Source organism: Vibrio sp. D401a, assembly GCF_030248515.1.
Taxonomy (GTDB): Bacteria; Pseudomonadota; Gammaproteobacteria; order Enterobacterales; family Vibrionaceae; genus Vibrio; species Vibrio rotiferianus.
This window is the reverse complement of record NZ_JAHGAI010000012.1, coordinates 182,668-201,856: the sequence shown is the minus strand read 5'-3', so window position 1 is coordinate 201,856 and position 19,189 is coordinate 182,668. Positions and strand designations below refer to the sequence as shown.

Sequence of the window (19,189 nt, the reverse complement as noted above, 5' to 3'; positions counted from 1 at the left end):
ATTCGTCCGTTCCATTGGTTTGCATTTATTAATTCAAGATTGCTAATCCACGCGAGCACTCATTACTTGCTCATAGGCTTACTCATATTTTGAATCAAGTTTGATCGTAGTCAATGGAACATCAATTTCTCGCACCTTTCGATGTTCAAATGACATCAAATTGCTAGCATGAGCTCATTCAAGATAACTCTGGACTTGCTATGACTCCTACCGTCGACCATGTACTCCTCAATATCGCACTCAATCTAAGTTCAAATCGCTCTCATGAACAGCAATACCAAAGCCTTATTGATGGGGTCGCACAAGTATTCCCTTGTGACGCAAGTTGTTTGTTTATCTTTGATGAAGACGGTTTTCTCACGCCAGTCGCAGTGAAAGGTTTGTCGAACTCAGTACTCGGTCGCCGTTACTTTCCTAAAGCTCACCCGCGTTTGGATGCCATCATTCATAGTCGCGAGCCTGTTCGCTTTGATGCCGACTGCGCCCTGCCCGATCCATTTGATGGAACACTGTTAACCGAAGATCAATGCATTGATGTCCATGACTGCATGGGCTTTAGCTTGTACGTTGAGGGGCAACTTGTCGGCGCGTTAACCATGGATGCGCTAGCGGTTGGCGCATTTGACCATATCGACCCAGTCGCAATCGAAACGTTCGCAGCACTAACAGCGGCAACACTGCGTAACATTGCACAATTAAAAGCCCTTAAAGCGCAGAACCAAAAGCAAAAGAGCGTCACGCAAACCCTGATCCAACAGGCGCGCTCACAACACGGTGACATGGTTGGCTTAAGCCCCCAAATCAATCAATTACGAAACAATATTGCGACCGTTGCTCAGTCAGATTATGCAGTATTGGTAACGGGAGAAACAGGTACGGGTAAAGAGCTTGTTGCCCACTCCGTCCATGCTCAATCTCATCGCAGCGATAAACCGATGATTTACGTAAACTGCGCTGCCCTACCCGAAGGTCTAGCGGAGAGCGAACTGTTTGGTCACGTTAAAGGCGCGTTTACCGGAGCCAATAGTCATCGTGCAGGTAAGTTTGAACTGGCTGATGGCGGTACAATCTTCCTAGATGAAGTGGGTGAATTGCCATTGATTTTGCAGGCAAAACTGCTGCGAGTTATCCAACAAGGTGAGTTGCAACGTGTGGGCAGCGATCAGCATTTGATGGTCAACGTGCGCATCATCGCAGCCACTAACCGACAGTTAGAAAAAGAAGTGGAAGATGGCACATTCCGTGCGGATTTGTTCCATCGCTTAAACGTATTCCCAATCAAAGTGCCACCATTGCGTGCACGTGATGGCGACATTCCAGTTCTTGCAGGATATTTATTGGAAAAAGTACGTCAGCAATTTAACGCACCAAACCTTCACGTTCACCCTAAGGTGCTGACTCAATTAGAATCCCTGCCTTGGTACGGTAACGTTCGAGAACTTGAACACACCTTAACGCGAGCTGCGTTACATGCGATTCAACAAGGCGCGAGCACCATCATGCTCAATCACTTTGATACTTCGTTGGCATTGGGTGATGTAAAAAACACATCACATTACTTGCCGAAAGAGAGTCAGCCAATGCGCGAGTTAGTAGAGAGTTATCAGCGTGACTTGATTGAACACGCTTTAAGCCAAACTGGCGGTGTTTGGGCAAAAGCGGCAGAGTTTTTACAGATGGATCGAGGCAACTTGTATCGTATGGGTAAAAAGCTCGGCATTAGCAAATAGAAGCCTCTACTTCGCTCCCTTCTCTTGAGAGAGAAGAAACTTACGTCTTAAAAAGATAGATTCCGGATGGCTCGCTTAGGCTCGTCCGGATGACTCCTAGCCCGAAGCAGAGCGAGCCGACGAAAGAGCGCAATCGGGAATCTCTTGCCTCCACAAAACCGCATTAACTTTTCTCCTGTTTAACAAGCACTTCCACTATCGCCCGTTAAAACGTTTCTCGCGCGTTGCTTTTCTCATCACATCTAACACTCCGTTGTCATTTGCACATCATTCGCGTTGTCACAATTACATCAAACACGTACCTAAAAACAAATAAAATCATTTAAAATCAACAACATAACAATTGGCACGCATTCTGCTCTATTGGAGAAAACAAAACGACTATTACTACAATCACTGGAGAACCCAATATGTTCTGTATTCAATGTGAACAGACAATCCAAACCCCAGCTGTAAAAGGCTGTTCTTTCGCACAAGGTATGTGTGGCAAAACTTCAGAGGTATCCGATCTACAAGACGTGTTGGTTTACACTTTGCAAGGGGTTTCTTTTTGGGCAGCACGCGCGCTTGAATTCAACATCATTAATGATGAAATCAACCAATGGGCTCCAAGAGCATTCTTCTCTACGTTGACTAACGTAAACTTCGATCCAGAACGTATCCTTGAGCTAACCTCTCAAGCAGCTACTTACAAAGCACTGCTAAAAGACCAAGTGATGTCTGCAGCCACACTGGCAGACAAAGTGGTAGAGAACATTCCTAATGTCGCGGACTTTGAACTGCCAAATAGCGCAGAAGAAATCCTAGCATTTGCTCCACAAGTGGCGGTAAACCGTGGTAAAGACCAAGTACACGAAGACGTTATCGGCCTACGCCTACTTTGTCTATATGGCCTAAAAGGTGCCGCTGCATACATGGAGCACGCGCGAGTACTAGAACAAACCAACAATGACATCTTCGCAGAATACCACGAAATCATGGCTTGGTTGGGTACTGACCCAGAAGATCTAGGCGAACTACTAGACTGCTCAATGCGCATCGGTCTTATGAACTACAAAGTGATGGAAATGCTGGATCATGGTGAAACAGCTACATTCGGTCACCCAGAGCCAACCACTGTTAACGTTAAGCCAGTGAAAGGCAAATGTATTCTTGTTTCTGGTCATGACCTTCACGACCTAGAGAAAATCCTGCAACAGACCGAAGGCAAAGGCATCAACGTTTACACCAATGGCGAAATGCTGCCTGCACACGGCTACCCAGAACTGAAAAAATACCCTCACCTAGTGGGTAACTACGGCAGTGCGTGGCAGAACCAACAGAAAGAGTTCGCTAACTTCCCTGGCGCGATTGTGATGACATCAAACTGTCTATTGAACCCGGACGTTGGCCAATACGCAGACCGTTTGTTCACACGCAGCATTGTAGGTTGGCCTGGTGTGGCTCACCTTGAAGGTGATGATTTTAGCCAAGTCGTTGAATGTGCATTAGCGCACGAAGGCTTCCAACATGACGAAATCGAACACAACATCACGGTTGGCTTCGGTCGCAACGCATTAATGAACGCTGCACCAGCGGTTATCGACCAAGTGAAGCAAGGCAACATCAAACACTTCTTCCTTGTAGGTGGCTGTGACGGCGACAAAGCTGAACGTAGCTACTACACCGACTTCACTGCAGAAGCGCCAGAAGACACGCTAATCCTAACGCTGGCTTGTGGTAAATACCGCTTTAACAAAAACACGTTTGGTGATATCAACGGCATCCCTCGCCTATTGGATGTGGGTCAATGTAACGATGCGTACTCAGCAATCCAGCTTGCACTTGCCCTTGCGAAAGAGTTCGACTGCGACATCAATGAGCTGCCGCTAACGCTTGTTCTGTCTTGGTTCGAGCAAAAAGCAATTGTAATTCTGCTTACGCTATTCGCTCTTGGTGTTAAAGGCATTTACACGGGTCCAACAGCGCCTGCATTCCTAACACCAAACTTGATTGCGATTATCCAAGAGAAATTCGATATGCGTAGCATTGGTAATGTTCAGGATGATCTTAAAACCATCCTAGCAGCGTAATCACCTTGCTTATCACGCGCCTCCTTAATTGGGGGCGCTTTTATCTATTGAGTACTCGACAACCAAAGAGATTGTTATGTTTTTTGAATGGCAAGGCAGTCAACCTGTCACGTTACGCTGTGTAGACAAATACCATGAAACTGCTGATGCAGTGAGCCTCAAGTTGGCAGACCTGTCAGAGTCGCTCTTGTTTGAATTTAAAGCCGGTCAGTTCATCAACCTTGGCGTTGAAATCGATGGCAAGATGGAGTTTCGTGCTTACTCTCTCAGCTCTCTTTCCGGTGACGACTGTCTGCAACTAACGATAAAGCGTGTCGAAGGCGGTAAGGTATCCAACTACGTCATCGATAAGCTTCTCATTGGCGATACAGTTCAAGCGCTTCCTCCTACGGGTGATTTCAACTGCATTGACCATCCACCAATCACGCTAGAAGGTAAAAAGAAAGCCCTGCTGATCAGTGCGGGCTGTGGCATCACGCCTGTATTCGCGATGGCAAAAGAATGGCTAGGCAACGACACTAGTGTTGATATTGAGTTCCTGCACATTGCTCGTTCTAAGCCGGAAACCATCTACTTTGATTTGCTGGAGACCTACCATTCGGTTTATCCAGATTTCAATTTGAAATTACTATTGAAAAACCGCGGTGAAACGCTTTATCCAGAAGGTCGTTTGAATACCGAGTGGTTAAAAGAACTGGTGCCCGACTTTAAACAGCGCACGGTTTATCTATGCGGTCCAAATCAGTTTATGCTTGATGTCCAAAGCTACCTGAGTGAACTTGGCTTTGATATGGCGAACTTCTTCCAAGAAAGCTTTACTCCTGCTGCCAGTGAAGAAGCTGAAGTGTCAGATGAAAAGGCCAGTGTGTCAGTACCTGACTTTGCTCAAACGATCGATGCGCAAAAAGGCCAAGTCCTCGCAGACGTATTGGAAGGTGCTGGATTACCTTTGATCGTCGCTTGTCGAAGCGGCATTTGTGGCTCTTGTAAGTGTAAGGTTCGCAAAGGCAGCGTTTCTTCAACCAGCCTCGAGACATTGACCCCAGAAGAAATTGAACAAGGTTACGTACTCGCCTGCTCTTCGACGATTGAATCCGATCTTGAAGTTCAGATTGGTTAAAACCGTTGATATGAACATTAAAAAAGCGCCGTACTAGGCGCTTTTTGTTTATGGAAAAGTGTTATTAAACTCGGAAGTTTCTTTACCTAAACTCAGCTGAACAGCAAAACCTTCAGTGCAGCTTCGCGATCCACATCCATAAACTCTGGCGGGTTATCCAGACGCTCGCGGAATGTTAGCTCTGGCGCTTCTTCCTTCATGCTTTCAATCAAGAAATCACTGGTCACTGATGGTGAGTTAACACACGCTAACACCTGACCACCTTCTGCCAATAAATCTGGCAAACGGCGTAGAATCTTTTTGTAGTCTTTGGTTAACGCGAAACTGCCTTTTTGGAATGACGGCGGATCAATGATGATCATATCGTACTGACCTGACTTCTTGATCTTGCCCCACGACTTAAAGATGTCGTGCCCCATAAAGCTCACTTGGTTGATGTTATGACCATTCAGCTTATGGTTCTCACGACCTTTAGATAGCGATGCTCTCGCCATATCCACGTTAACCACTTTATCTGCGCCACCAGCAATTGCAGCAACCGAGAAGCCACACGTGTAAGCAAACAAGTTAAGTACGTATTTTTGCTTCGCATTTTCACGAACCCAATCACGACCGTAACGCATATCAAGGAAGAGACCGAAGTTTTGGTTGCGACCGATGTCTAACTGGTACTTTAAGCCACTTTCTTCAACCACAGGTCGAGCATCTAGCTCACCCAACAGAACTTCTGAAGGTGCACCTTCAGCGTAGCGATGTTGAATGACGATAGTACGTCCCTGTTTCTCTGCCCACAGAGCAGATTCAGCTAACGCGTTCAATCCTGCTTTTAGTTCGATAAGAAACGTCTCATCGACTGCTTTAAATAGGTTGATGATCAACTGACCTTGTAACCAATCACACGTGATTTGCTCTAAACCTTCGAAGCGGCGACCACGACCGTGAAACAGTCGGCGGATTTCATTGGGAGCTTGTGTTAGCTCGGCTTCTAAATGCTGAAAAAACAGCGGAAGTTGTGATGCTTGCATCGAATTCTCTTATTCGTTTTCTTTGTGATGGTTATTTGATCGTAGGCCAGTTTAGCTCCCAAGGAGAGAGCCAAGTGTCGATACCTTGAGATACCGTTTCATTGTGCCATTTACTGCCAAGTGCTTTGTGTTCACGTGGGTCGCAAACAAAGCAATGCGTTTCATCTTGATATGGGAAACACAGCGAAAATGCATGCAAGTAGCCGCGGTCGGCTTCATTGCCTGCGTTATAAATAGGATCGCCAACAATACCCGAGCCAACTGATTTTAATGCCACGCGAATTTGGTGTGTTTTGCCAGTGTGTGGCTTACATAAAAACAGGCGCTCTCCTGGCTCTGCTGCGAGTGAGAAGAATTGGGTAATCGCTGGATTCGTTTTGCTGTTGACCAGTTTCCATGAAGAACGACGAGAGCGTTCCATGTCACCCACTACCAGCCCTTGCTTCTTCTTAGGCTTTTTCGAGCCTATAGCAAGATAGAACTTCTCGACTTCACGATCTGCAAATGCTTGCGACAACGCACTTGCTGCTTTTGCGTTGCGACCCAAAAGCAAAATTCCAGACGTCATTTTGTCGAGGCGGTGGATAAGATACAACTGCTCATCACCACTTTGTTTTGCTACTTCTTGCAGCAACATAGTATCACCATCGTCCTTGTGTACTGAGACGTTGGGATGTTTATTGATGATCAGAAAATCTGGATGGGTGTGTAGAATGTCGAACATAAAAAACTGGCTCCACGTTTGGAGCCAGAAGTATACCGATTCTAAGCAATTAGGCGAGCTTAAACTTACCCACCAGCGCTTCCAACTCTTGAACTTTGCGGTTCAGACCTTCTACGCTTTGCGAGCTATCATTCGCCAATTGTAATGAGCGATTCGAGATATCGCTGATCGAGGTAATGTCAGCCGCAATTTCTTTCGTCACTGCGGTTTGCTCTTCCGCCGCCGTCGCGATTGAATTGACCATGCTTTGAACGTGCGCCGCACCAGAAACGATTTCTTCCAGTGAGTTCACTGCCCCCGAGCTTTGACTCACACCAATTTCAACCAGACGACAGCCATCTTCGGTGTAAGTCACTGCCTCTTGAGTCCCGACTTGAATCGCTTGAATGATCTCACCAACTTCTTGTGTTGCCTTTGTTGTGCGTTCAGCCAGAGCACGAACTTCATCTGCAACCACAGCAAAGCCACGACCAAACTCACCTGCACGTGCCGCTTCAATCGCTGCGTTCAATGCCAGCAGGTTCGTCTGCTCCGCAATATCTTCAATGACTTTGATAACCGCGCCGATCTTTTCACCATGAGAGCCAAGGCTGTTCATCTGAACCGACATATCGGACATTTGTTGTGATACTTGCTGAATGCTTTCAACCATATCCACGATCACGGTGCGACCTTGCTCTGCGGTTGATTCGGACTTACGTGCTTCTTCAAACGTTGCTGCACCCTGCTCTGCAACTTGAGAAATCGTCAAGCTCAACTCTTCGGCCGCAGTCGCAATCAAGTTTGCTTTATCAGATTGGCTACTCGCACCAGACACAATATCTTGGCTCACAATTGACAGTTCACCGGTAACAGATTTCACTTCTTCTGACACGAGCGAAATCGAACCAATAAGACTGGTCAAAGACGCTTGCATCTTATTTAGTGACGTCGCTAGGTTAGCTAGTTCATCACCCGACTTATCTTCAATCGGTTCTACCGTTAGATCACCTTCTGCAACACGCTGCGCCAATTCATCGAGTTTGCTCAGACGGTTGGTAATTGAATTCGACAACAAGTAAGCGATTACCGCAGTGGCAACTAACGCGATAGAACCTAGAACATAGATTGTGTTTTCAATACTGGTAAACGAATCAGAAAGATTTAACAACGCTTCACTGGTACTTTCTCTCCCGTCCATTGATGCCGCATCCAAGATTGCCTCAATCGGTGCTAAGTTTGCATCATAGAGTGAACGGAGTTTCGCGACATTTTGCTCAACATTTTCACGGCCCAAATTAGTGAGAATCTGAGTTTCAAAATCTTGTGTGAAGGTTTTCATATAGCGCTCAGCCTTTTCAACATTGCGGTAGTCCTCTCCGCCTACTGTTTCTAAAAGCTTAACGTCTTCTATGGCTGCGGCGAATTCTCCTTTGTTTTGTTGGTAATCCGCTTTGGCTCCCGGCACGTCAACAATTGCGCCTAATGCATCTCGATACACATCTCCGGCTTCATCAATTAAAATTAAGTACTGAACAGTTTCAGGAACATCGTCCGTCCTTACCTCGTCAGCCACTTCGTGCGAGCTCAATACTTCTAATGTGATAATTCCAATCATGACCAGCATAATGGCTAATATTGAACCAAAGCTCGCATACAGCTTTTTACGAACAGACATTTTCATCTAATTACTTTCCTATAAACATTCTTACGCTTATTCAATAAACATAAGAAATCACGCAAATTCTGTAAGGCTTATCGGAATGCCACTCGATAACTTTAATCGCGTTTTTTGTGATTCAAATCACTATGCGAGCAAGTTCACAATAAACCTATGAATTTAGTATTAAAAACATCAAATATATAAATTTAGAAAATAAAAAAGCGGAAGCCCCTAAGGGACTTCCGCTGTTAATTTTAAAAGATCTGGGTAAGTTATAACTTCTTAGAGAAGATACCCGCTAGTGCAATAATACCGATACCTAGTAGCATGATTTCGCCTTTACCGCTGTCGAAACCAGACTTGATACCCATGAAGGCTACGATAGCGATAGCAACTGGGATTACGTATTTAACTAGGTTGTACCATAGACCAAATAGTGGGAAAGATACTTGACCGTCGTTCGTAATTTCTTTCTCTAGCTCAGCACGGTTCAGGCGCCAGCCAGCAAAGATACATACCAACATACCGCCAACCGCTAAGAAGATCTTATCCGTTAGCAGGTCGAAAATATCGAATGCGCCAGTACCAAATAGTGTAGGACCAACACCGCCAAGTGATAGTGATGCAAACACACATAGTGACGCCATTACCACACTTGCTGAAAGTACTGCTGTTGAACGCTTCAGGCCTTTCTCATCGATTAGGTAAGAAACCACAACCTCTAGTAGAGATACTGAAGACGTCAGTGCTGCAACTGTTAGTCCGATGAAGAACATCAGAGCGAATAGAAGACCGATTACGCCGCCCATTTCAGCAAACAGCTGAGGTACAACAACGAATACTAGACCTGGACCTGCTGCTGGCTCCATACCGAATGCGAACATTGCTGGGAACATTGCAACACCAGCAAGGATTGCCACACCTGTGTCCATTGCCGTAACCATACCGGTAGTTTGAACTAGGTTCTCTTTCTTCTTCAGGTAAGAACCGTACGTCATCATACAACCCATACCGAGAGATAGTGAGAAGAATGCCTGACCTAGCGCCGCTAGAACCACATTGCTGTCTACTTTAGAGAAGTCTGGCATGAACAGGAACTCAAGACCTGCCATTGCACCTGGTAGCATCAAACCTTTCACTGATACAACGATCAGGATAAGGAATAGAAGAGGCATTAGAATTTTGCCTGCTTTTTCAATACCGCCAGATATACCTTTCATTACGATAGCAATGTTAAGGAATAGGTAAATACCCATCCACATTAGCGGTTGAACTGGATCAGAAATAAAACCGCCGAAGCTATCACCAATTGCTTCAGGGGTGCTTAGTAGACCACCACCTACTTTAAAGATGTACGCTAACGCCCAGCCACCTACTACAGGGTAGAAACCCATGATCAGTAGACCACTTAGTACGCCGATAACACCAGTAAATGTCCAACGACGGTCAGTAGATTTGAAAGCACCTACTGCTGAAAGACCTGTCTTACGACCGATAGCGAACTCAGTAAGCATTACGCTAAAGCCGATAAAAATAACAAATAGAAGGTAGATTGCAACGAACGCACCGCCGCCACTCTCACCTGCTGTGTAAGGGAATTTCCATATATTGCCTAAACCGACAGCGGAACCCGCTGCTGCCATTACGAAGCCTAGTTTAGACCCCCACGTATCACGTGGTGCTGCTGTATTAGTTGTAGCCACGCTTCTTCTCCAAAATAGTTATGTTGTGTATGCATAGAGATAGGCGTCGAAAATGTTGTGTAAAAAAAAGTATACACTTTATAAGATGTTTGTGTGACGCTCTATGTATGGCAAGTAAAGCAGTTTCAAATTAGAATTGGAACCCCAAAAGTTACATTTATCGAACAATTGTAACTTCACGCACGTTAAATGCTGCTTTTTTAGTCAAAAGTTAAGAAAAAACCTTATTTTTTACACAAAAATAACAGATAGCCCTGTTATAAATTTCACTCCTTGATACAAAATCCTCTGCACTTTCCCAATTAAAAATTGTTCCCCGAATTTGGTTTTGCGCTTAGTATCCATATTGGGCTTATTACTTTTGGCATTTATGGACAAGTTCTATCATTTTCTCACCCTTGCCAGCATCGGGCTTTATTGGTTCCTAGTCGCTGGTGTTACTATCCGTGTCGTATTAAAACGTCGCGCTGTTAGCGTTTCTCTTGCATGGCTGATGGTCATCTACATCGTGCCTGTGCTTGGCGTTGCCTGTTATTTCCTATTCGGTGAGCTCAATCTTGGTCGAAAACGTGCTGAACGTGCCAAAGTGATGTTCACACCGTTCCAACAATGGTTTACTCAGTTAAATGATTGTAACGCACATGTTCCTGAAGCAATGGGGCGTCATATCTACCGCATTGACGAACTGTGTAACAACCGTTTAGGCCTTCCTGCACTGAGTGGCAACACTCTCTCACTTCAACAGTCTCCAGATGAGATTCTTCACTCCATCATCGAAGATATTAAAAACGCACAGCATAGCATTCGAATGGTTTTCTACATTTGGCACCCTGGCGGATTGGCCGACTCGGTGGCTTCAGCCCTAATCCAGGCCGCAAAACGTGGCGTAGACGTAAAGCTGTTGCTCGACTCTGCCGGCAGCCCGCGCTTCTTTCGGAGTCATTGGTACAAGATGATGAAAGATGCGGGCATTGATGTGGTGCAAGCATTAGAAGTAAAAATGTGGCGTATTTTCTTACGCCGTTTGGATTTGCGTCAGCATCGTAAGATCATCGTGATTGATGATGAGATCGCCTACACTGGTTCGATGAACCTAGTAGACCCAGCTTTCTTCAAGCAAAGTAGCGGCGTTGGTCAGTGGATCGATATCATGGTCCGTATTACCGGCCCTACTGTTAACGTGTTAAGTGCTATTCATTGTTGGGATTGGGAAGTAGAAACAGGTGAGCGTCAGCTACCTAAACACCCTGAATGTCGCATTGACAATAGCGATGAATTTCAACATCCGATTCAAGTGGTTCCATCAGGGCCAGGGATGCCGGAGTATCTGATTTACCAGGTATTGACCTTAGCAATCAACCAAGCGAACCGTTCACTGAGAATCACAACACCTTATTTTGTCCCAAGTGCCGATCTTCTTGAAACGCTTAAAATGACCGCACAACGTGGTGTAGAAGTTGAACTCATCATCCCACATAAAAATGATTCCATGATGGTTCAATGGGCATCAAGAGCTTTCTACAGTGAGTTAATGGCGGCAGGAGTAAAGATCTACGAATTCTATGGCGGCCTGCTGCACACCAAATCGGTGGTAATTGACGACCAGTTCTGTTTGGTTGGCACAGTCAATATGGACATGCGCAGCTTATGGCTGAACTTCGAAGTTACGCTTGCGGTAGACGATGAAGAGTTCACAAAACAGATGTCATGGCTGCAAGATACTTACATCAAACAGTCACACACTGTCTGCAAAGACGAGTGGAAAAAGCGCAGTATCTTTTCTCGTTTCTTAGAGCGTGTTTTCTATTTATTTAACCCGCTACTTTAATAAATAAGATAAAGCCGCTAAATCTCAACAAAACCGACAGATTCATGCTGTCGGTTTTCTTTTTTACGCCCTATACCACTGTTTTTCGAGTGATGCTCGGACAAGTCGTTTCATTTCTATTTTTCCCTTGCAAACCACCCTTGGTCCATGTTTTAAATATTGAAAATTGTAATTTAGACAGGGAATTTTTATGTCAGAAGGCAAAAAGACCAAACTCGTCACCGCTGGCCGCGATAAGAAGTGGACAAATGGCGTGGTAAACCCTCCGGTACAGCGAGCTTCTACCATCGTATTTGATACCGTTGCGGAAAAGAATCAAGCGATGATCAACCGTGCAAACAAGACCCTGTTCTATGGACGCCGTGGTACAAACACGCACTTTGCCTTTCAAGATGCCATGGTTGAAGTGGAAGGCGGCGCAGGTTGTGCTCTTTACCCATGCGGTACAGCAGCGATTTCTAATGCCATCCTGTCTTTTGTCGAAACGGGCGACCACATTTTAATGGTTGATACCTGTTATGAACCAACCCGCGACTTCTGTGACACCATCATGAAGAAGATGGGCGTCGAGACGACTTACTTTGATCCTATGATTGGTGATGGTATTCGTGAACTTATTCAACCGAATACCAAAATCCTTTTCCTTGAATCTCCTGGCTCGATCACCATGGAAGTGATGGACGTTCCTACTCTGGCAAACATCGCACACGAACAAGACATCATCGTAATGTTGGATAACACCTGGGGCGCGGGCGTGAACTTCTCTCCATTTAAGCACGGCGTTGATATCTCGATCCAAGCCGCGACCAAATACATTGTTGGTCACTCAGATGTGATGTTGGGTACTGCGGTCGCGTCAGAGAAGTACTGGGATCAATTACGTGAGCAAAGCTACCTAATGGGTCAGTGCGTTTCTCCTGATGATGCATACCTTGGTCTGCGTGGTATTCGAACTTTAGATGTCCGTTTGCGCCAGCATGCAGAAAACAGCCTAAAAGTTGCACAATGGTTGGCAAGCCGCCCTGAAGTCGATCACGTTCGTCACCCTGCCCTAGCAAGCTGCCCAGGTCATGAATTCTTTAAACGCGACTTTAGCGGTGGTAACGGCCTGTTCTCATTCGTATTGAAAAGCTCATACCCGAAAGCAACCACTGCGCTGTTAGATGGTATGAAGCACTTCAGCATGGGTTATTCATGGGGTGGCTTTGAGAGCTTGATTTTAGCCAACGAGCCAAAAAGCTTTAACAGCTTGCGCACAGTAGCGAATCCAAACTTCGAAGGCACACTTGTCCGTCTACACATCGGTCTTGAAGATGTTGAAGATCTCATTGCCGATCTTGAAGCTGGCTTCGAGCGATACAACGCTCTCGTACTAGAAAGAGAAGCGTCTTACTAAGTTCCTTCAGATTAGATATAAACGCCCTAATTTTAGGGCGTTTTACTACTTGCCTACTTTACATGGGCAACCGACAATATGGTCATCGACCATGCCGACTGCTTGCATAAAGGCGTAGCAGATCGTCTCGCCCACAAACTTAAAACCTTTCTTTTTGAGGAATTTGCTCATCGCTTTGGACTGCTCTGTAGAGGCTGGCACTTGGCTCATGTCTGTCCAGTGATTCACAATTGGCTTGCCATCAACAAATTGCCATAAGGCTGCAGAAAGGCTTCCGTATTCTTCTATCAATTGCTTTGCCGCTTTAGCGTTGCTAAATACTGAGTTGATTTTGCCTCGATGTTTAACCACGTCGAAGTTTTCAACAATGAACTCTGTACGTACTTCATCGCGTTGGATCAGCTTGTCCAAGTCATAGTTTTCAAACGCCTCTCGATAACCTTCGCGTTTTTTCAAAATCGTAATCCAACTTAAGCCGGCTTGAGCACCTTCTAACGTGATGAATTCAAACAATACCGTATCGTCGTGTACAGGCACACCCCATTCAGCATCGTGATATTCGCGTTCAAGTGGATGGTTCATCGCCCATGCACACGTATTCTGTTCCATATTTAATCCTTATAAAAACGCCTCTGACGTTAGCCAGAGGCGTTTTAGAACGTTACTTAAACTAAGCCGTTACTTAGGCACTGCCACCTTGTGGAATAGACGATACAACACTGGCACAACAACTAATGTCAGTATGGTCGCAAAACCTAAACCAAACATGATCGTTACCGCCATAGGTTTGAAGAAGATATCCGGTAGCAGCGGAATCAACCCCAAAATAGTAGTAATCGCTGCCATACATACTGGACGGACACGGCTTACTGCCGCATCAACAACCGCGTCGTACGCTTCTTTACCCGATTTCATCTCAATCTCAATTTGATCAAGCAGTACGATACCGTTTTTCAGTACCATCCCTGACAAGCTCAAAAATCCAAGGAGCGCCATAAAACCAAACGGTGTATTCAAGGCAAGTAGACCAGTTGTAACACCGATTAATGCCAGAGGCACCGTCAGCCAAACAATCAGCGGCTCTTTGATTGAGTTAAACAAGAAGATAGTGATCAAGAACATGAACAAGTAGCCCATTGGCATCGTTGTGAACAATGACGCCTTCGCATCGCCTGATGACTCGTACTCACCACCCCACTCTAATGAGTAACCTGGTGGCATTTCGATTGCTTCAATCTGAGTCTGTAAACGTTTTTGCAAGGTCGCCGCAGTCTCTTGACCCAAAATATCTGGATCTGCCATAACCGTCAGCATACGTTTGCGGTTCTTACGCACAATGATTGGATCCTCCCAACGCATGTCGTAGCCCATGGTTACTTGTTGTAGTGGAATAAACTCACTCTGAGCTGGGCTCCAAATTTTCATCCCCTCGATGTTACGGATGTCAATGCGTTCATCTTCAGGAAGACGAGCGACGATTGGCATCAGCGTTGTACCATCACGATATAGACCAACGTTCATACCAGAGAATGACATCGACAAGAAATCGTCTACATCTGATTTGGTGATGCCGTAACGACGAGCTTGGCTCTCATTGAATTTAGGCTCTAGTACTTGCGTACGTTCACGCCAGTCATGACGAATGTTCGTTGCACCCGGATCCGCGTACATTATGTCCATAACTTGAGCGGCAAGAGTGCGAAGTACGGTAGGATCTGAACCGATGATACGAGCTTCAATTTTCGCGCCGCCACCAGGACCCAATTCAATTTGCTTCAGCTTATAGTTGATCTCTGGATAGTTCGCTTTTATATGCGCTCTGAATCGCTCCATCAATGGTGCTAACGCTTCGTAGTTATCCATTCGTGTGGTAATTTCACCGTACGCGGCATAGCTCTTTTCTGGAGCATACGTCAGCATAAAACGTTGCAGGCCCTTACCGGCTGTCGTCGTAATATGATCGACATGGTCCTGCTTTGCTAACCAGCCCTCTAACTCTTTTAGTTTTGCATTAGTAGCACGAATATCCGTCCCTTCTGGTAACCAAACATCTACCTGGAAGATAGGTGTGGTTGATGATGGGAAGAATGCTTGTTTCACAAAGGTAAAGCCATAAATACTTGCAGCAAGACCCGCAACCAAAACAATGACTGTTAGCCAAGCTCGGCGCATACAAAACTCAAGGAAGTTCTTGTACATAACAAAGATAATGCCGTTGTAAGGGTCATTATCTTCGCCCTCCCCACTCTTTATTTTCTGACCTTTAAAAAAGATATCAGCAAAAAATGGGGTTAATGATATCGCCGTAAACCAACTCAACATTAAAGAAACGAGCAGCACCGTAAACAAGGTCCCACAGTACTCACCCGTTGAGTCTTCAGACAAACCAATCGGAGCAAAGGCGGTTACTGCGATAACCGTAGCACCCAACAAAGGCCATTTGGTCTGGGTTACGATATCAGTGGCAGCCTGTAGCCTCGTTCGCCCTTTCTGGGTACCAATCAGTATCCCTTCCACCACCACGATGGCGTTATCCACCAGCATACCCAGTGCGATAACCAAAGCACCGAGAGAAATACGCTGCAAGTCGATGGCTAGGTACTTCATGAAAATAAAGGTACCCAGAACCGTCAATAACAAGATCAAACCAATTAGCAGACCAGATCTAAGCCCCATAAAGAACAGTAATACGATGATTACGATACCAACCGCTTGCGCTAAGCTGACAACGAACCCGCTCACTGATTTGTCTACTTCTTTCGGCTGACTGTATATCTCAGAGATTTCAACACCAACAGGTTGTTGATATTTCAACTCAGCAAGGCGACGGTCAAATGATTTTCCGACTTCAACCACGTTAACGCCTTGCGCGAACGACACACCAACGTTCAGAGCTAAGTTACCGTTAAAGTTGATGATATTCGTTGGTACATCAACATACCCACGCTTGATATCTGCTACGTCTTTCAAAAAGATCAAGCCTTGCGCACCGGACTCGGTTAGCAACAAATCCCCTAACTCATCAACACTTTGAAACTCACCTGTTGGTTGGATACGAATATATTCGTTACCAATTCGGATTGCACCCGCATCCGAAACCACGTTCTGCGTAGACAATAGATTGAAGACTGTATTTGGTGACAAGCCGAGACTGCTTAATTTCTTCATCGAAATCTCAATGAAGACTTGCTCTTGCTGCTGCCCTGACACTGAGACTTTACTAACACCATCAACTAATTCGAGTTCACGCCTTAAATAGTCAACGTAATCGAGTAGCTCTTTGTAGCTGTAACCATCACCAGTCACCGCAAGCAAGATCCCGTATACATCACCAAAGTCATCAATGACCGAAGGATCGTTTACGCCCGGAGGCAAAGATCCCTTCAAATCATTCACTTTACGACGTAATTCATCCCAAATCTGCGGTAAGTCATCTGGACCGTAGTTATTCTTCATTGTCACAGTGATCTGCGACAGACCACGGCTGGAAATCGAGTTAACCTCATCCACATAAGTTAACTGCTGAATGGCCTTTTCGAGCGGGTACGTTACTTCCTCTTCCACTTGTTGAGGCGTCGCTCCTGGGTACGACGTAACAACCATTGCATCTTTGATGGTAAAAGCAGGGTCTTCAAGACGGCCTAAACCAAAGAATGCTGCAGTACCACCAATCAAAAAGATCAATGAAACCATCCAACTGATTACACGGTTACGGATAAAATACGCTGCAATACCCGTTACATTATCATCGTCTTGAGGCGCACTATTATTTTGCTCACTCATTGCGTTGCCTCCTGCTTGATTACTTCCACTTTAATGCCATCTCTCAATCGAGATAAACCGGCCACAACCACTTTGTCATCAAGCTCTAAGCCGTCGAGGATTTGGACCGACGTTTGTGAGGCTTTACCCGCTCGTACCTTTTGGCGACTGACGGTATTATCGTCGTTCAATACCCATACAAATTTGTTTTCTCGGCTTAACTCATCACCATCAGCATTGAAAATTGCTTCAATCGGCACGTTGATACCAACATTGAGTTCCAAACCAACATTTTTGTCTTTAGATGTCACATCCACAGCCATACCATCAAGAATGTACTCATCTTCAGGCATCGGCAAAGAAAGCGTAACGGTGAACGTACCCGTATTAGGATCAGGTTCAGTGGTAAATTCTTTGATTCTTGCTTCATATTCATTACCACTCGGTACACGAACAACCGCATTAATCGTAGTCAACCGCTCTTCTGTTGGTGGCTGACTCACATACAATCGATCCGGAAGCTGAATTAAAACTTCAACTCGTTCCACTGAGTGAATGTTTACGATGTACTGACCTACCTTGATGTTTTCAAATTGATCGACATTAACTCGCGAGATGATGCCATCAACTGGGGCTTTTAGTGTGGTAAAAGACAAACGCAGTTTTGCCAGTTCTAACTCTGCAAGTGCAATTTGTCGTTGCGCTGCAATTTCATCAAATTGAGATTTCGCCAATAATCCCTTCTTTACCAAAGGCGCGGAACGACGATATTGGCTATCAACCACGGAAAAGCGAGCCGAGGCGTTATCAACATCCAATTGGTAGTCAGTTGGATCCAACTTCGCGATTACATCTCCTTTTACGACCCTGTCACCTTCTTTGACTAAGACACGGCTCACCTCTCCTGCTACACGAAAACTCAAGTGAGAACGATCGGCAGCGTTAGCGATAGCAGGGAAGTACAGGTTATCATCCACTTTCATTCCTTCTAATGAAGCAACACGGACGCGCGGTGTTTCAACCTCTCTCTCTGTGCCCTTGTCACCACATCCCGCTAACAACACGGCAGAACAGAGAGCCGTTAAAGCTAAGATTACTTTCATATTACAATCCTCGCTCCTTAACCCACTCGCGAACCTTGATCCCTGACTCAATCACGTTCACACCAGAGATGATGATTTGATCTCCATCATCCAAGCCTTCTTCAATTTGCTGCTTTTCGTTCAACGTGACTGAGACTTTCTCAACAATACCTTGTTCATTCACGCGCCAAACGCAAGTTTTGCCATCTTCAGTAAACAAAGCTGAATCAGGAATCTTGGTCACACCAGCATTTTCAGAGACTAAGTGAACGTTACCGGACATACCCGGTAAGATACCCACACCTTCTGGGCGATCCATGACCATCGTCACCTTATAGCTGCCGGTTTTAGGATCGGCTTCGGTATCAATTTCTTGGAAAGTGAGTTCAAAAGAACGCTCAGGAAACGCGTCAAAAGTCATCGTCGCGAAGGCATTGGCACCTTGAGTGAACTTACTCAACAGGTGATCAGGCAGCTGGAACAGCACTTTCATCACTTGGTTAGTTTGAATGTTCATGACACCTTCTTTAGCGGCCACGAACTCATGGTTTTCGGCTGGCAGATAGGAAATAGTGCCATCGTAAGGCGCAACAAGTTTTGTGTATCTTAGGTTTGCTTTGGCTTGGTCCCACTGTGCTTTTGCGGAATTATGATTGGCTTTTGCCGCATCGAAGTCTTGTTCAGATACCACCTGCTCTTTGCGAAGCTTTTTCGAACGTTCGTATTGAACGTCGGCTAAGGTGTAATTAGCACGGGCTTGTTTTTCGAGGAGTGAATACTCGTCAGGGTTGAGTACCGCGAGCACGTCGCCTTTTTTAACCATTTGCCCTGCTTTCACTTCTATCGATTGAAGTAAGCCAGGCACTCGGAATGCGAGTACTGCTCGGTCGCCGGCTTCTGTGGTGGCAGGAAAATGTCTTTCAAACTGGGCATTGCCTACAGAGACCGTGAAGAGCTTTGCGGGCCGTGATTCGGGTTCAGGGACAGGAGGCAGTTCTTTCCCACATCCAGATAGAACCGTCATGACCGCTAAGGGAATGAGCGCTTTTCTCATGTGAATTCATCCATTTAACATCCATTTAACATCCATTCTATTTAAGGTAGA

Annotated in this window: 13 protein-coding genes; 5 read left to right on the top strand and 8 right to left on the bottom strand. The window is 45.5% G+C overall.

Going from position 1 to position 19,189, the window contains the following annotated elements; translation table 11 throughout:
* Positions 1-200 precede the first annotated feature (200 nt).
* The 3 genes from norR to KIV41_RS07705 all read left to right on the top strand — a co-directional run bounded on the left by norR (position 201) and on the right by KIV41_RS07705 (position 4,922).
* Positions 201-1,730, top strand: a complete 1,530-nt coding sequence (norR, locus tag KIV41_RS07715) for a nitric oxide reductase transcriptional regulator NorR (RefSeq protein WP_285336006.1) — start codon at positions 201-203, stop codon at positions 1,728-1,730.
* 410 nt (positions 1,731-2,140) lie between these two features.
* Positions 2,141-3,802 carry a hydroxylamine reductase gene (hcp, locus tag KIV41_RS07710; protein WP_285336005.1) on the top strand — a complete coding sequence of 554 codons (1,662 nt, stop codon included), beginning with the start codon at positions 2,141-2,143 and terminating at the stop codon, positions 3,800-3,802.
* 76 nt (positions 3,803-3,878) lie between these two features.
* Positions 3,879-4,922 carry a hybrid-cluster NAD(P)-dependent oxidoreductase gene (locus tag KIV41_RS07705; RefSeq protein ID WP_285336004.1) on the top strand — a complete coding sequence of 348 codons (1,044 nt, stop codon included), beginning with the start codon at positions 3,879-3,881 and terminating at the stop codon, positions 4,920-4,922.
* A 92-nt stretch (positions 4,923-5,014) separates the two neighbouring features.
* Here KIV41_RS07705 and KIV41_RS07700 read toward each other — a convergent pair whose 3' ends face one another.
* From KIV41_RS07700 to KIV41_RS07685, 4 genes are all read right to left on the bottom strand, one after another.
* Positions 5,015-5,947 (bottom strand): class I SAM-dependent methyltransferase, encoded by a 933-nt coding sequence (locus KIV41_RS07700; RefSeq protein ID WP_285336003.1) that lies wholly within the window; start codon positions 5,945-5,947, stop codon positions 5,015-5,017.
* A 31-nt stretch (positions 5,948-5,978) separates the two neighbouring features.
* Positions 5,979-6,671: a TIGR01621 family pseudouridine synthase gene (locus KIV41_RS07695; RefSeq protein WP_032802679.1), complete on the bottom strand. Its 693-nt coding sequence runs from the start codon at positions 6,669-6,671 to the stop codon at positions 5,979-5,981.
* 49 nt (positions 6,672-6,720) lie between these two features.
* The gene (locus KIV41_RS07690) at positions 6,721-8,334 is read right to left on the bottom strand and encodes a methyl-accepting chemotaxis protein (RefSeq protein ID WP_045388381.1); all 1,614 of its coding nucleotides are present in this window, start codon (positions 8,332-8,334) and stop codon (positions 6,721-6,723) included.
* Between the two features lie 251 nt (positions 8,335-8,585).
* Positions 8,586-9,956, bottom strand: coding sequence for a sodium-dependent transporter (locus KIV41_RS07685; RefSeq protein WP_045388513.1), 1,371 nt, complete (start codon positions 9,954-9,956; stop codon positions 8,586-8,588).
* A gap of 430 nt (positions 9,957-10,386) precedes the next feature.
* Between KIV41_RS07685 and cls the strand changes: the two genes are divergently transcribed.
* On the top strand, positions 10,387-11,844 hold the full coding sequence (gene cls / locus KIV41_RS07680) for a cardiolipin synthase (protein WP_285336001.1): 1,458 nt from the start codon (positions 10,387-10,389) through the stop codon (positions 11,842-11,844).
* A 190-nt stretch (positions 11,845-12,034) separates the two neighbouring features.
* The gene (locus tag KIV41_RS07675) at positions 12,035-13,240 is read left to right on the top strand and encodes a cystathionine beta-lyase (protein WP_285336000.1); all 1,206 of its coding nucleotides are present in this window, start codon (positions 12,035-12,037) and stop codon (positions 13,238-13,240) included.
* Positions 13,241-13,285: 45 nt separating this feature from the next.
* Here KIV41_RS07675 and KIV41_RS07670 read toward each other — a convergent pair whose 3' ends face one another.
* The 4 genes from KIV41_RS07670 to KIV41_RS07655 form a co-directional block, all read right to left on the bottom strand.
* On the bottom strand, positions 13,286-13,849 hold the full coding sequence (locus tag KIV41_RS07670) for a DNA-3-methyladenine glycosylase I (RefSeq protein WP_182026240.1): 564 nt from the start codon (positions 13,847-13,849) through the stop codon (positions 13,286-13,288).
* 69 nt (positions 13,850-13,918) lie between these two features.
* Complete coding sequence (vmeI, locus tag KIV41_RS07665; RefSeq protein ID WP_045388363.1) at positions 13,919-17,023, bottom strand: efflux RND transporter permease subunit VmeI; 3,105 nt, start codon at positions 17,021-17,023, stop codon at positions 13,919-13,921.
* Positions 17,020-18,105, bottom strand: a complete 1,086-nt coding sequence (locus KIV41_RS07660) for an efflux RND transporter periplasmic adaptor subunit (protein ID WP_045388360.1) — start codon at positions 18,103-18,105, stop codon at positions 17,020-17,022. The genes vmeI and KIV41_RS07660 overlap by 4 nt, the downstream gene beginning before the upstream one ends.
* A gap of 1 nt (position 18,106) precedes the next feature.
* Positions 18,107-19,138 (bottom strand): efflux RND transporter periplasmic adaptor subunit, encoded by a 1,032-nt coding sequence (locus tag KIV41_RS07655; protein WP_045388357.1) that lies wholly within the window; start codon positions 19,136-19,138, stop codon positions 18,107-18,109.
* Positions 19,139-19,189 lie beyond the last annotated feature (51 nt).

Coding starts and splice junctions, on each gene's coding strand:
- KIV41_RS07655 (WP_045388357.1), bottom strand. CDS start 19,138: ATGAGAAAAGCGCTCATTCCCTTAGCGGTCATGACGGTTCTATCTGGA.
- vmeI (WP_045388363.1), bottom strand. CDS start 17,023: ATGAGTGAGCAAAATAATAGTGCGCCTCAAGACGATGATAATGTAACG.
- KIV41_RS07685 (WP_045388513.1), bottom strand. CDS start 9,956: ATGGCAGCAGCGGGTTCCGCTGTCGGTTTAGGCAATATATGGAAATTC.
- KIV41_RS07660 (WP_045388360.1), bottom strand. CDS start 18,105: ATGAAAGTAATCTTAGCTTTAACGGCTCTCTGTTCTGCCGTGTTGTTA.
- cls (WP_285336001.1), top strand. CDS start 10,387: ATGGACAAGTTCTATCATTTTCTCACCCTTGCCAGCATCGGGCTTTAT.
- KIV41_RS07675 (WP_285336000.1), top strand. CDS start 12,035: ATGTCAGAAGGCAAAAAGACCAAACTCGTCACCGCTGGCCGCGATAAG.
- KIV41_RS07670 (WP_182026240.1), bottom strand. CDS start 13,849: ATGGAACAGAATACGTGTGCATGGGCGATGAACCATCCACTTGAACGC.
- KIV41_RS07690 (WP_045388381.1), bottom strand. CDS start 8,334: ATGAAAATGTCTGTTCGTAAAAAGCTGTATGCGAGCTTTGGTTCAATA.
- hcp (WP_285336005.1), top strand. CDS start 2,141: ATGTTCTGTATTCAATGTGAACAGACAATCCAAACCCCAGCTGTAAAA.
- KIV41_RS07705 (WP_285336004.1), top strand. CDS start 3,879: ATGTTTTTTGAATGGCAAGGCAGTCAACCTGTCACGTTACGCTGTGTA.
- KIV41_RS07695 (WP_032802679.1), bottom strand. CDS start 6,671: ATGTTCGACATTCTACACACCCATCCAGATTTTCTGATCATCAATAAA.
- norR (WP_285336006.1), top strand. CDS start 201: ATGACTCCTACCGTCGACCATGTACTCCTCAATATCGCACTCAATCTA.
- KIV41_RS07700 (WP_285336003.1), bottom strand. CDS start 5,947: ATGCAAGCATCACAACTTCCGCTGTTTTTTCAGCATTTAGAAGCCGAG.